Here is a 12,291-nt window from a genome sequence, read left to right on the forward strand (position 1 = left end):
CGCCGAGTCGGCGTGAATGTCCGGTTTCCCCACAGGCGAGCTGTGGAGAACCCGGACATTCACGCCGACTCGGCGGAAAAAGGGGGACTCAGTCGGTGGGGTTGCGGCGGAGGACCGTGAGCGGGGGGTCGGAGGTGGTGTCGACGACGGTGTAGTCGGAGCGGAGGTGCTCAGCGAGGACGTCGGTACGCAGCGCCCGGCCCCGGCTGAGGGCGCGGGCGTCGTGGCCGACGACGAGCACCACGTCGGGGGTGTTCGCGGGGTCCTCGAGCCAGCGCACCCCGCGCCGGTTGCCGTCGCCCCAGAACGTCAGCCAGAGCATCGGCGAGCCGACGCGGACGTCCGCCATCAACGGGAACGCCGGCGCGGCGACGCCCAGCACCCGGTCGCCCGGGTCGGCGTGCTCGGCCAGCGCGGCGCGCACCGTGCGGATCGAGTCGACGTAGCCGGGGGCGCCGACCATGCCGGCCCAGGCCCCGGACGACACCGAGGTGTCGGCCCGGCCGACCGGCACGGTGGGGAAGGTGGTGGCGGAGGCGATGCCCGCCATGGCGGCGACGGTGGCGACGGCGGCGGCCGCCCCGACCGGCCAGCGGGCGGGCTCGGCGGCCTCGATCGCCGTGAGCACCAGGACCAGCAGGGCGACGGCCAGCCCGGCCCCGGCGATCCCGCGCGAGGGGCCGGAGGCGGTCGACGCGGCCAGGAGGGGGGTGACGACGAGACCGACGCCGAGCCCGAAGGACCCGACGGCGAACAGCGACCGGCGCCCGTGCCGGGCCAGCCAGGCCAGGCAGGGGACGAGGAGCACCCCGACGGCCGCGGCGCTCGCCTGCAGGGAGGTGGCGCCGATGTCGCCGGGGAGCGTCAGCGCGGTCGTGGCCTCCGCCGGGAGCGGCCGCCACGCCACCCGCAGGACCGGGACGAGGGCGGCGACGGGCAGGACGGCGAGCGCGGCGCCGGGGATCCACGAGCGGGGCCGGAGCAGCACGCCCGCGGTGACCAGCGCGGCGAGCGCGAGCAGCACCAGGTACGTCGGGGTCAGCAGCGGGGAGGCCAGCGCGTGGAGGTTGTTCTCCAGCCGCTCGGACCCGGGCGTGATCGCCGCCCGGGTGTCCTGCATGTAGGAGACGGCGTTGCGCAGCCGCCCGACGCCCGGCACGGCCAGCACCCACAGCCCGAGGACGAGCAGCGGCGCCGCCGCGGCCGCGAGCAGCGGGAGCCAGAGCCGGGCCGAGAGCCAGACCAGGGAGACCACGCCGAGGACCAGGCCCGCCGGCAGCCACTGCGGGTTGGCGAGGGTGCCGAGGCCCAGGGCCGCACCGCACACGACGGCCCACCGCCGGCTGCCCGTCTCCACGGTCGCGGCGAGCGCCCCCGCCGAGAGGACGCTGCCGAGGATCGGCACGGTGTTGTAGCTGAGCACCGGGATGCCGTAGGGGATGGCCAGGCAGGCGACGGTGACGGCCGCGAACGCGGCCGGCGGGCCGGCGACGGTGCGCAGCGCCCGGTAGGCGAGGACGCCGACGGCGACGGTCGCGACCAGGAACGCGGCGCGCGCCGCCAGCACCAGGCCGCCCAGCCCGAACAGCTGGTGCCAGAGCCAGACGAAGGGAGCGCCGTGGAGCGCCCCGAGCGACTGGGGGTTGAGCTCGTCGACCAGCGGCAGGTCGCCCTGCGCGATCCGCAGCTGGAGGGCCACCACGTAGCCGCCGTCGCCGGTGTCGATCCCGACCCGGATCCAGGCCGCGGCCCAGACGACGACCAGGACGCCGGCGGCCAGGACGACGGCGCGCTCCAGCCGGGCCCGGCGCGTCGCGGTCACGACCGGACCCTACAAGTCCCGGCTCGCGCCGGGACCTGCTCCAGGTGCGAGTCCGGACTTAGTGGATCGCGTCCGGGTTGTCCTTGAGGCGCTGGAACGACGCGCGGACCTCGGCCTCGGCCTCGGTGCGGCCGACCCACTCGGCACCCTCGACGGACTTCCCGGGCTCGAGGTCCTTGTAGACCTCGAAGAAGTGCTGGATCTCGAGCCGGTCGAACTTCGAGACGTGGCTGATGTCGCGCAGGTGCTCGAGGCGCGGGTCGGTCGCCGGGACGCACAGGACCTTGTCGTCGCCGCCGGCCTCGTCGGTCATCCGGAACATGCCGATCGCGCGGCACTTGATCAGGCAGCCCGGGAACGTCGGCTCCTGGAGGATCACCATGGCGTCCAGCGGGTCGCCGTCCATGCCGAGGGTGTCCTCGATGTAGCCGTAGTCGGCGGGATACTGCGTCGAGGTGAACAGGGTCCGGTCCAGGCGGATCCGCCCCGACGCGTGGTCGACCTCGTACTTGTTGCGCTGGCCCTTGGGGATCTCTACCAGCACGTCGAACTCCAGCACGTATTCCTCCGCCGTCCCGGCCCGGGCGGGCCGTGTGAAATGTCGAGTCCCGCGCAGTGTCCCTCACAATGGGCGCAACTGCGAAGTGAGGAAGGGGACGGAGTGGTCCGACGTGACGCAGGCCACGGTGCGCGCACCGAGGCCGGACGGCTCCGCACCTGGCTCGCACTGCTCGTCGTCCTGGCGCTGACGACCGGGATCGCGGCGACCTACCGCTACGACCTCGCCGACCGCTGGTTCCCCCGCGACCCCGCCGGACCGGTCGACCCGGCCGCGGTCGCGCCGCCGTCGGGGCTGGACCTGCCCGCCCTGGTCGCCCCCTCCGCCGTCGCCGCCCCGGTCGCCGCCCGCCCGCCCGACGAGGCAGCGGTACGCCGGGCGCTGGCGCCGTACCTCCGCGACCGCGACCTCGGGCGCCACGTCCTCGCCGCCGTCGGCGGCCTGCGCGGCCCCGCGACGTACTCGCTGGGCGGGGGCACCGCGATCCCCGCCTCGACGACCAAGCTGCTGACCGGGCTGGCCGCGCTCTCGGCGCTCGGTCCGACCCGGACCTTCGAGACCCGGGTGGTCCGGACCGGACGCCGGGTGGTGCTCGTCGGTGGGGGCGACCCGTTCCTCGCCTCCACGCCGCCGACCGCCGAGGACCCGGCCTGGCCGGCGCGCGCCGACGTCACCACGCTGGCCAAGCAGACCGCCCGCGCCCTGCTGGCCGACGGCGTCTCGTCGGTGCGGGTCGGGTACGACGACTCCCTCTTCACCGGGCCGGCGGTCAACCCGCACTGGCCGGCCGACTACCTCCCCGACGGCGTGGTCGCGCCGATCACGGCCCTGTGGGTCGACGAGGGCCGGCCGGCCACGGGCGTCGGCCGGGTCGAGGACCCCTCCCGGAGCGCGGGCCAGGTGTTCGCGGCCGCCCTGCGCGACTCGGGGATCACCACGGTGGGCGACCCCGGGACGGCGACCGCCCCCGCCGGCGCGACGCCGGTCGCCGAGGTGCGGTCGGCGCCGCTGGACCAGATCGTCGAGCAGTCCCTGCTGGTCAGCGACAACGAGGCCACCGAGGTGCTGCTGCGCCACGTGGGGCTCGCCGCCGGGGGCGAGGCGAGCTCCGCCGCGGGCGGCCGCGGGGTGCGGGAGGTGCTGCGCGATCTCGGCGTCCCCGTGACCGGCCTGGTGCTCCACGACGGCAGCGGCCTGTCCCGGGAGAACCGGATCGCCCCGGCGACCCTGCTCGGCGTGCTCCGGCAGGCCGCGACCGGGTCGCCCGCGCTGCGCTCCGTGCTCGGCGGCCTGCCCGTCGCGGCGTTCAGCGGCTCGCTGGCCGGCCGGTTCGACCAGGGGGCGCCCGAGGGGCGCGGCCGGGTGCGCGCCAAGACCGGCACCCTCACCGGCGTCAGCAGCCTGGCCGGCATCGCGACCTCCGTCGACGGCACCCCGATGCTCTTCGTGCTGATGGCCGACCGGATCCGCCCCGAGAACACCCTGGACGCCCGCGCCGCGATCGACGGCGCCGCCGCGGCGCTGGGCGCCTGTGCGTGCGCGGGTACGGTCGTGCCATGACGCGGGAGATGGTGGACTGGGACCTCGCTGTACGGATCGCCTCCGGGATCGCCGGGGACGGCCCGACGGTCTCCCGGGACGAGGCGGCAGAGGCCGTCGAGGAGCTGCGGGCCGGCGCGAACCGGTCGACCGGCCTGGTGCGCGAGTTCACCGGGCTCGACGCGCCCGACGGCACCGCCCCCGTGCTGGTGGTCGACCGCCCCGGCTGGGTGCAGGCGAACGCGGACGGCTTCCGCACGGTGCTGGGTCCGCTGGTCGACACCCTCATCGACAAGAAGCCGCCGTCCGCGTTCGCGCTCGCCGTCGGCTCCAAGGTGACCGGCGCGGAGGTCGGCGGCCTGCTGGGGTTCCTCTCCAGCAAGGTCCTCGGCCAGTTCGACCCCTTCCACGACCCCTACGGCCGGCTGCTCCTGGTCGCCCCCAACATCGTCCACGTCGAGCGCGAGATCGGCGCCGTGCCCCGCGACTTCCGGCTCTGGGTCTGCCTGCACGAGGAGACCCACCGGGTCCAGTTCACCGCCGTGCCGTGGATGCGCGACCACCTCTTCTCCGAGGTGCGCGCCATGGCCGAGACCGTCGAGTCCTCCTCGCTCCTCGACGACGGGCTCTCCCGGGTGACCGACGCGATGCGCTCGGGCGCCCGCGGCGGCAGCCTCGTGGAGCTGCTCAGCTCTCCCGAGCAGCGCGAGATCCTCGACCGGGTCACCGGGATGATGTCGTTGCTCGAGGGCCACGCCGACGTCGTCATGGACGGCGTCGGGCCGAGCGTGATCCCCACCGTCGCCGCGATCCGCGAGCGGTTCAACGAGCGCCGCAAGGGCGTCGGCACCCTGGACCGCCTGCTCCGGCGGGTGCTCGGGATCGACGCGAAGATGGCGCAGTACCGCGACGGCGCCCGCTTCGTCCGGGCCGTGGTCGACAAGGTGGGGATGGCGGAGTTCAACGCGGTCTGGGAGCGGCCGGAGAACCTGCCGTCCAAGGACGAGGTCGCCGACCCGGAGACGTGGGTACGCCGGGTCCTCTGAGGTCGCCGTGAGCCTGCACCCCTCGGTCGCCGCCGTCCGGCTCGCCGTCCGCCGGTCGCTCGCCGACCTCGACCGCGGCCGCACGGTGCTGGTCGCCTGCTCCGGCGGCGCGGACTCGCTGGCGCTGCTCGCGGCGTCCGTCGTCGAGGGCCACCGCGCCGGGCTCCGGGTGGTGGGCGCGACCGTCGACCACGGGCTGCAGTCCGGCTCCGCCGCGCACGCGACGCTGGTGGTCGACCAGATGGCCGGCCTCGGCGTCGACGAGACGATGGCCGCGCGGGTCCAGGTCGAGGACGGCGGCCTCGGCCCGGAGGCGGCCGCCCGCCGCGCGCGGTACGCCGTGCTCGAGGAGATGGGTCGGCACCTCGACGCCGCCGCGGTGCTCCTCGGCCACACCCGCGACGACCAGGCGGAGACCGTGCTGATGGGGCTCGCCCGCGGGTCCGGCGGCCGGTCGCTGGCCGGGATGCGCCGCTCCTTCGACCGGTACCGCCGGCCGCTGCTCGACGTCTCGCGGGTCGACACCGAGACCGCGTGCCAGGTCGAGGGCCTCCGGTTCTGGCAGGACCCGCACAACACCGACCCGGCGTACACCCGGGCCCGGGTGCGGCACGTCGTGCTGCCGGTGCTCGAGGAGCACCTCGGCCCGGGGGTCGCGGCGACGCTGGCGCGCACCGCCGACCAGCTGCGCGTGGACATGGACCTGCTCGACGACCTCGCCGAGGCCGCGCACGCGCGGCTCGCGGACCCGGTGGACGGCGCGCTGCCGGTGGCCGGGCTGGCCGCGGAGCCGGACGCCGTACGCCGCCGGGTGCTGCGGCTCGCCGCGCTGGCGGCGGGCTCGCCGGCCTCCGAGCTCTTCCACGAGCACGTCCGCGGCCTCGACGCGCTGGTCACCGACTGGCACGGGCAGCGGTGGGTCGACCTGCCCGGGCACGTGCGCGGGCAGCGGTCGGGAGGGGTGCTCCGGGTCGCGAGGCACGCCCCCTAGGCTGAGCGTCATGGACGCAGCCCACGTCGAGGACGACCTCGTGAACGTGCTCTTCACCGAGGCCCAGATCCAGGAGCGGATCGGCGAGCTGGCCCGCCAGATCGAGATCGACTACGAGGGCAAGGACGTCCTCATCGTCGGCATCCTGCGCGGCGCGGTGATGGTGATGGCCGACATGGCCCGCGCGTTCACCCGGCACGTCGAGATGGACTGGATGGCGGTCACGTCGTACGGCTCGGGCACCAAGTCCAGCGGCGTCGTGCGGATCCTCAAGGACCTCGACACCGACATCTCCGGACGGCACGTGATCATCGTCGACGAGATCATCGACACCGGCCTCACGCTGTCCTGGCTGACCTCCAACCTCTCCTCTCGCAACCCGGCGAGCGTCGAGATCTGCACGCTGCTGCGCAAGCCGGAGGCGCTCCAGATGCCGGTCGACGTCAAGTACGTCGGCTGGGACATCCCCAACGAGTTCGTCGTCGGCTACGGCCTCGACTACCGCGAGCGGTACCGGAACCTGCGCGACATCGGCACCCTCGCCCCGCACGTCTACTCCTGACTCCCCGGGTCCTCGCGCGACCGGTCCGGTGAGAGGATCGTGATTGCCCGCGACGTGTACCGTCGTGTGTTCAGGCTTGCCCCAGTCGGAAGAGGACAGTGAAGCGCACAGTCAAGAGCCCGTGGTTGTGGATCGTCGTCGCGGTGGTCGGCGTCCTGCTGCTGCTCCAGTTCCTCACGCCCAGCGAGGGTGGCGACGAGATCGCGGCCTCGGAGATGAGCACCTACGTCGCCGACGGCGACGTCAAGGAGATCACCTTCGTCGACGGTGACCAGGAGATCCGCGCGGTCCTCAACAAGGGGGTGCGCGACTCCGGGTCCGAGGTCTACACCAAGTGGATCGAGGGCACCCAGGGCGAGCTGTTCGAGGCCGCCCAGGCCTCCTACGACGAGGGCGACATCAAGAAGGTCGAGACCGAGGTCGCCGAGCCGAGCATCCTCGGCTCGCTGCTGCTCTCGTTCCTGCCGATCCTGATCATCATCCTGGTCTTCTTCTGGCTCATCAACAGCATGCAGGGCGGCGGCGGCCGCGGCGTCATGCAGTTCGGGAAGTCCAAGGCCAAGCTGATCACCAAGGACATGCCGAAGACGACGTTCAACGACGTCGCCGGCGCGGTCGAGGCGATCGAGGAGCTCGGCGAGATCAAGGAGTTCCTCCAGGAGCCGGCCAAGTTCCAGGCCGTCGGCGCGAAGATCCCGAAGGGCGTGCTGCTCTACGGCCCGCCCGGCACCGGCAAGACCCTGCTCGCGCGCGCCGTCGCCGGCGAGGCGGGCGTGCCCTTCTACTCCATCTCCGGCTCCGACTTCGTCGAGATGTTCGTCGGCGTCGGCGCGAGCCGCGTGCGCGACCTGTTCGAGCAGGCCAAGGAGAACGCCCCGGCCATCGTCTTCATCGACGAGATCGACGCCGTCGGCCGGCACCGCGGCGCCGGCATGGGCGGCGGCCACGACGAGCGCGAGCAGACCCTCAACCAGCTGCTGGTCGAGATGGACGGCTTCGACGTCCGCGGCGGCGTGATCCTGATCGCGGCCACCAACCGGCCCGACGTCCTCGACCCGGCGCTGCTGCGGCCCGGGCGCTTCGACCGCCAGATCCAGGTCGACGCCCCCGACCTCGCCGGCCGCCACGCGATCCTCAAGGTGCACTCGCGCGGCAAGCCGATGGCCGAGAACATCGACCTGCTCTCGGTGGCCCGGCGTACTCCCGGCTTCACCGGCGCCGACCTGGCCAACGTGCTCAACGAGGCCGCGCTGCTCACCGCGCGCAACAGCGAGAAGCTGATCACCAACGCCACCCTCGACGAGGCGATCGACCGCGTCATCGCCGGCCCGCAGCGCCGTACGCGCCTGATGAGCGAGAAGGAGAAGCTCATCACCGCCTACCACGAGGGCGGCCACGCCCTCGTCGCCGCGGCGCTCCCCGGCACCGACCCGGTGCACAAGATCACGATCCTGCCGCGCGGCCGGGCGCTGGGCTACACGATGGTGCTGCCCGACGAGGACAAGTACTCCCAGACCCGCTCGGAGATGCTCGACAAGCTCGCCTACATGCTGGGCGGCCGGGCGGCCGAGGAGATGGTCTTCCACGACCCGACGACCGGCGCCGGCAACGACATCGAGAAGGCCACCAACCTGGCCCGCGCGATGGTCACCCAGTACGGCATGACCGACCGGCTCGGCGCGATCAAGCTCGGCGAGGCCCAGGGCGAGCCGTTCCTCGGCCGCGACATGGGCCACCAGCGCAACTACTCCGAGGACGTGGCGGCGATCGTCGACGAGGAGACCAAGAACTTCCTCGCGACGGCCCACCAGGAGGCCTTCGACATCCTCGAGGAGAACCGCGACGTCCTCGACGACCTGGTGCTCGCGCTCCTCGACAAGGAGACGCTGGACAAGGCCGAGGTCGCCGAGATCTTCACGCCGCTGCGGCGCCGCCAGGCCCGTCCGGCGTGGACCGGCTCGCCGGACCGCAACCCCTCCGACATCCCGCCGATCGAGATCCCGCAGGCGATCCGCGACCGCGCGTCGGCCAACGGACACGCGACCGCCGACGCGCCGGGCGTCATCGTGACGCCCCCCGGTCCCGGCGGCGACGTGCACGGCGGCACGCCGAGCCCCGGGAGCTCGCCGACCCCCGGCGGCGAGGCGCTCCCTCCGGGAGTCTGAGCGTGACCGACCCGATCTCGCGTGCCGAACGGCCCGCGGACCAGATCCCCCCGTTCGACCAGGCGCGGGCGGAGGCGGCCGTGCGCGAGCTGCTCGCCGCGATCGGCGAGGACCCCGAGCGGGAGGGCCTGCGGGAGACCCCTGCCCGGGTCGCCCGGGCGTACGCCGAGGTCACGGCCGGCCTGCGGATGTCCGCCGAGGACGTGCTCACCACCACCTTCGACATCGGGCACGAGGAGATGGTGCTGGTCCGCGACATCGAGCTGTGGTCGATGTGCGAGCACCACCTGGTGCCGTTCACGGGCGTGGCGCACGTCGGCTACATCCCTGCGGAGTCCGGCAAGATCACCGGCCTGTCCAAGCTGGCCCGCCTCGTCGACGTCTACGCCCGCCGCCCGCAGGTGCAGGAGCGGCTGACCACCCAGGTGGCCGACTCCTTGATGAGGATCCTCGAGGCCCGCGGGGTCGTCGTCGTCATCGAGGCCGAGCACCTGTGCATGACCATGCGCGGGGTCCGCAAGGCGGGCGCGCGCACGGTCACCTCGGCGGTCCGCGGGTCGTTCCTCTCCGACCCGGCCACCCGGGCCGAGGCGATGGCCCTGATCCACAGCCCGCGGCGCTGAGGCGCCCCGGTAGCGTCGGGCACGTGGAGCTGCTGCGGCCGGCCGGCCGGCCCCGGGTGATGGGGGTCGTGAACGTCACCCCCGACTCGTTCTCCGACGGCGGGCGCTTCCTGAGCACCGACGCGGCCGTCGCGCACGGCCACCGGCTGCTCGCCGACGGCGCCGACATCCTCGACATCGGCGGCGAGTCGACGCGCCCCGGCGCGACCCGGCCCGTGGTGTCCGAGGAGCTCGACCGGGTGGTGCCGGTGATCCGGGAGCTCGCGGCGGCGGGGGCGGTGGTCTCGGTCGACACGATGCGCGCCGAGGTCGCGGAGGCGGCCCTCGAGGCGGGGGCCACGCTGGTCAACGACGTCTCCGGCGGTCTCGCGGACCCGCGGATGCTGCCGGCGGTCGCCGCGTACGGCGCGCCGTACGTCGCGATGCACTGGCGGGCGCACAGCGACCACATGACCGACTTCGCGACGTACGACGGCCCGGGCGGCGTGGTCGCGACGGTGCGCGGCGAGCTCGCCGCCCGCGTGGACGCCATGCTGGCCGCGGGGATCGCCGCCGACCGGATCGTGCTCGACCCCGGGCTCGGGTTCGCCAAGCGCGGCGAGCACAACTGGCAGCTGCTCGCCGACCTCGCGCCGCTGCAGGAGCTCGGGTTCCCGCTGCTGGTCGGCGCGAGCCGCAAGAGCTTCCTCGGGACGCTGCTCAGCGGGCCGGACGGCTCGCCACGGGCCGTGGAGGAGCGGGAGCACGCGCACGCCGCGGTCAGCGCCCACCTCGCCCGCGCCGGGGTCTGGGGCCTGCGCGTGCACGACGTCCGCGCCACCCGCGACGCGCTGGCCGTCACCGCCGCGCTCGCCCGCCACACGACCGCAGAGCGGTCCCGACAGAGGAGTGAGGCATGAGCGACGAGCTCGCCGTCCTGGGCATCGAGTGCTTCGCCCACCACGGGGTCTTCGACTTCGAGCGGCGCGAGGGGCAGCCCTTCCTGGTCGACCTCGTGCTGGGCCTCGACACCGCTCCCGCGGCGGCCTCGGACGACTTGCAACAGACCGTCGACTACGGAAGTCTCGTGGCCGCGGTGAAGACTGCCGTGGAGCAGGATCCGGTGGACCTGATCGAGACCCTGGCGCAACGGATCGCGGACGTCTGCCTCGTGGACCCCCGGGTCCACTGGGCGAGGGTCACGGTCCACAAACCGGATGCACCCATCGAGGCGACGTTCCACGACGTCGCCCTGACGATCACGCGAAGGACCGAACGTGACTGAGACCCCCAACCCGCACATCGTCGACGCCGACACCCTCACCGGTGAGATGCGGCCGATCCGCCGCGCGGTGTTGGCACTGGGGTCGAACCTCGGGGAGCGGATGACCGCGCTCCAGGGAGCGGTCAACGCCCTCGCCGACACCCCCGACGTCTGGGTGACCGCGGTGTCGCCGGTCTACGAGACCGAGCCCGTGGACAGCCCGGCCGGCGCCAAGACCTACCTCAACGCCGTCGTGCTCATCGACACGACGCTCGCCGCGACCCGGCTGATGGACCGGGCCCTGGCCATCGAGGACGCCTTCGACCGCGAGCGTCCCGAGGGGGTGGCGAACGCGCCCCGCACGCTCGACGTCGACCTGGTCGTCGTCGGTGACCGCCGCAGCGACGAGGACCACCTCCGGCTGCCGCACCCGCGGGCAGGGGAGCGGGCGTTCGTGCTGAAGCCGTGGTTCGACCTCGAGCCGGACGCCGAGCTCCCCGGGCGGGGCCCCATCGCCGAGCTGCTCGCCGAGATCGGCACCGACGGCCTGGTGCTGCGGGACGACCTGAAGCTCGAGGTCGAGTGACCCGCCGGTGAGCCGGTTCCCCGAACCGCCGCCGGACGACCCGGACGAGCCCAGCGAGGAGCCCGGCGAGGGCCGGCTGCGGCCCACGTCGCCCGCCGTCCTCGCCGCGTGCGCGGTGGTCGGGCTGGTCGGCGGCTGGTCGGTCCGCCCGGTCGCGGAGGCGCTCGGCGGCACCGCGCCGGTCGTCGCCTGGATCCAGCCGGTCTCCCTCGCGGTGGTCGCCGCGATCGTCGGCACCGCCGCCTGGTCGACCTGGCGCCAGCTCCAGGTGCGCCGCGAGCGGCTCGAGCCGCAGCGGGCGCTGAACCGGCTCGCCCTGGCCCGCGCGAGCGCCTACACCGGCGCCCTGGTGGCGGGCGGCTACGGCGGGTACGCCGTCAGCTGGCTCGGCCTGGCCGCGGGCCTGGCCGACGAGCGCGCGCTCCGCTCGGGGCTGGCGGCGGTGGCCGGGATCGCGGTGGTCGTCGGCGCGTTGCTCCTCGAGCGCGCGTGTCGCGTCCGATCCGACGACCCGGAGCCCTAGCCTGCTCCCATGGCTTCCCCATCGGCAACACGCGTCACACGACGCCGCCAGCGCAGCACCCGCCTGACGGTCGCGGTGGCGCTCCTGGTGCTCGCGACGGCCGCCGTCGCCGGCGCGGTCCTCAGCGGCTCCTGGCCCCTGGTCACCGGCGCCGCGATCCTCGCCGTCGTCCTCGGTGCCGCGGCGACCCGCATCACCCACACCGAGCTCGCGCAGACCCGCCGGGACGCCGCCCGGGACCGCGCCGAACAGGCCCAGGCCTACCGGCGCCTGACCGAGGTGCGCACCGCCGAGCACGCGACGTACGTCGCCTCGGTGGAGGCCCGGATCGCCGAGAAGGAGGCCACGCTCGCGAGCCTGCAGGACGCCCTGGGCGAGTCCCAGCTGCGCGCCGCCGACACGACCCGCAAGATGAACGCCGAGGCCCGCCGCGCCGACCTCGCCGAGCGCGACGGCGCCCGCCTCACGACCCGCCTCGACGAGGCCGAGCAGACCGCGGCCGAGGCCGTCGTCCTGGTCGCCGAGCTCGAGCAGCAGGTCGACGTGCTCCGCGCCGAGCTCGACGCGGTCACCGCGGCGTGGCGCGCGTCGGAGGCCGTGCGCAAGCGCGCCTGACCCCCTACGGCAGAATA

Annotated in this window: 13 protein-coding genes; 11 read left to right on the top strand and 2 right to left on the bottom strand. The window is 74.2% G+C overall.

Going from position 1 to position 12,291, the window contains the following annotated elements; all coding sequences use genetic code 11:
• Window positions 1-88: 88 nt before the first annotated feature.
• Together H4O22_RS02565 and H4O22_RS02570 are read right to left on the bottom strand one after the other, a co-directional pair.
• Window positions 89-1,822, bottom strand: coding sequence for a hypothetical protein (locus H4O22_RS02565; RefSeq protein WP_182525534.1), 1,734 nt, complete (start codon window positions 1,820-1,822; stop codon window positions 89-91).
• Between the two features lie 58 nt (window positions 1,823-1,880).
• Window positions 1,881-2,438 (bottom strand): inorganic diphosphatase, encoded by a 558-nt coding sequence (locus H4O22_RS02570; protein ID WP_425325971.1) that lies wholly within the window; start codon window positions 2,436-2,438, stop codon window positions 1,881-1,883.
• Window positions 2,439-2,483: 45 nt separating this feature from the next.
• Between H4O22_RS02570 and dacB the strand changes: the two genes are divergently transcribed.
• From dacB to H4O22_RS02625, 11 genes are all read left to right on the top strand, one after another.
• Window positions 2,484-3,941, top strand: coding sequence for a D-alanyl-D-alanine carboxypeptidase/D-alanyl-D-alanine endopeptidase (gene dacB, locus H4O22_RS02575; protein ID WP_182525535.1), 1,458 nt, complete (start codon window positions 2,484-2,486; stop codon window positions 3,939-3,941).
• The gene (locus H4O22_RS02580; RefSeq protein WP_244963079.1) at window positions 3,938-4,966 is read left to right on the top strand and encodes a zinc-dependent metalloprotease; all 1,029 of its coding nucleotides are present in this window, start codon (window positions 3,938-3,940) and stop codon (window positions 4,964-4,966) included. The genes dacB and H4O22_RS02580 overlap by 4 nt, the downstream gene beginning before the upstream one ends.
• Before the next feature lie 7 nt (window positions 4,967-4,973).
• A complete protein-coding gene (gene tilS / locus H4O22_RS02585) occupies window positions 4,974-5,957 on the top strand; it encodes a tRNA lysidine(34) synthetase TilS (protein WP_182525536.1) in 984 nt (327 codons plus the stop codon).
• 10 nt (window positions 5,958-5,967) lie between these two features.
• Window positions 5,968-6,519, top strand: a complete 552-nt coding sequence (gene hpt / locus H4O22_RS02590) for a hypoxanthine phosphoribosyltransferase (RefSeq protein WP_182525537.1) — start codon at window positions 5,968-5,970, stop codon at window positions 6,517-6,519.
• Window positions 6,520-6,617: 98 nt separating this feature from the next.
• Window positions 6,618-8,684 (top strand): ATP-dependent zinc metalloprotease FtsH, encoded by a 2,067-nt coding sequence (gene ftsH, locus H4O22_RS02595; RefSeq protein WP_182525538.1) that lies wholly within the window; start codon window positions 6,618-6,620, stop codon window positions 8,682-8,684.
• Between the two features lie 2 nt (window positions 8,685-8,686).
• On the top strand, window positions 8,687-9,307 hold the full coding sequence (gene folE, locus H4O22_RS02600; RefSeq protein WP_182525539.1) for a GTP cyclohydrolase I FolE: 621 nt from the start codon (window positions 8,687-8,689) through the stop codon (window positions 9,305-9,307).
• Between the two features lie 59 nt (window positions 9,308-9,366).
• Window positions 9,367-10,206 carry a dihydropteroate synthase gene (folP, locus tag H4O22_RS02605; protein WP_182526909.1) on the top strand — a complete coding sequence of 280 codons (840 nt, stop codon included), beginning with the start codon at window positions 9,367-9,369 and terminating at the stop codon, window positions 10,204-10,206.
• Window positions 10,203-10,571, top strand: coding sequence for a dihydroneopterin aldolase (gene folB / locus H4O22_RS02610; RefSeq protein ID WP_182525540.1), 369 nt, complete (start codon window positions 10,203-10,205; stop codon window positions 10,569-10,571). Before folP ends, folB begins: the two co-directional genes overlap by 4 nt.
• A complete protein-coding gene (folK, locus tag H4O22_RS02615; protein ID WP_182525541.1) occupies window positions 10,564-11,136 on the top strand; it encodes a 2-amino-4-hydroxy-6-hydroxymethyldihydropteridine diphosphokinase in 573 nt (190 codons plus the stop codon). Before folB ends, folK begins: the two co-directional genes overlap by 8 nt.
• A gap of 7 nt (window positions 11,137-11,143) precedes the next feature.
• Window positions 11,144-11,659, top strand: coding sequence for a DUF3180 domain-containing protein (locus H4O22_RS02620; protein ID WP_182525542.1), 516 nt, complete (start codon window positions 11,144-11,146; stop codon window positions 11,657-11,659).
• 9 nt (window positions 11,660-11,668) lie between these two features.
• Window positions 11,669-12,274, top strand: coding sequence for a hypothetical protein (locus tag H4O22_RS02625; protein WP_182525543.1), 606 nt, complete (start codon window positions 11,669-11,671; stop codon window positions 12,272-12,274).
• Window positions 12,275-12,291: the final 17 nt, after the last annotated feature.

Source organism: Nocardioides dongkuii (assembly GCF_014127485.1).
Classification (GTDB): Bacteria; Actinomycetota; Actinomycetes; order Propionibacteriales; family Nocardioidaceae; genus Nocardioides; species Nocardioides dongkuii.

Bases quoted from the DNA above. Each gene is read 5' to 3' on its own strand.
- H4O22_RS02580 (WP_244963079.1), top strand. From the start codon at position 3,938: ATGACGCGGGAGATGGTGGACTGGGACCTCGCTGTACGGATCGCCTCC.
- hpt (WP_182525537.1), top strand. From the start codon at position 5,968: ATGGACGCAGCCCACGTCGAGGACGACCTCGTGAACGTGCTCTTCACC.
- folP (WP_182526909.1), top strand. From the start codon at position 9,367: ATGGGGGTCGTGAACGTCACCCCCGACTCGTTCTCCGACGGCGGGCGC.
- folB (WP_182525540.1), top strand. From the start codon at position 10,203: ATGAGCGACGAGCTCGCCGTCCTGGGCATCGAGTGCTTCGCCCACCAC.
- H4O22_RS02625 (WP_182525543.1), top strand. From the start codon at position 11,669: ATGGCTTCCCCATCGGCAACACGCGTCACACGACGCCGCCAGCGCAGC.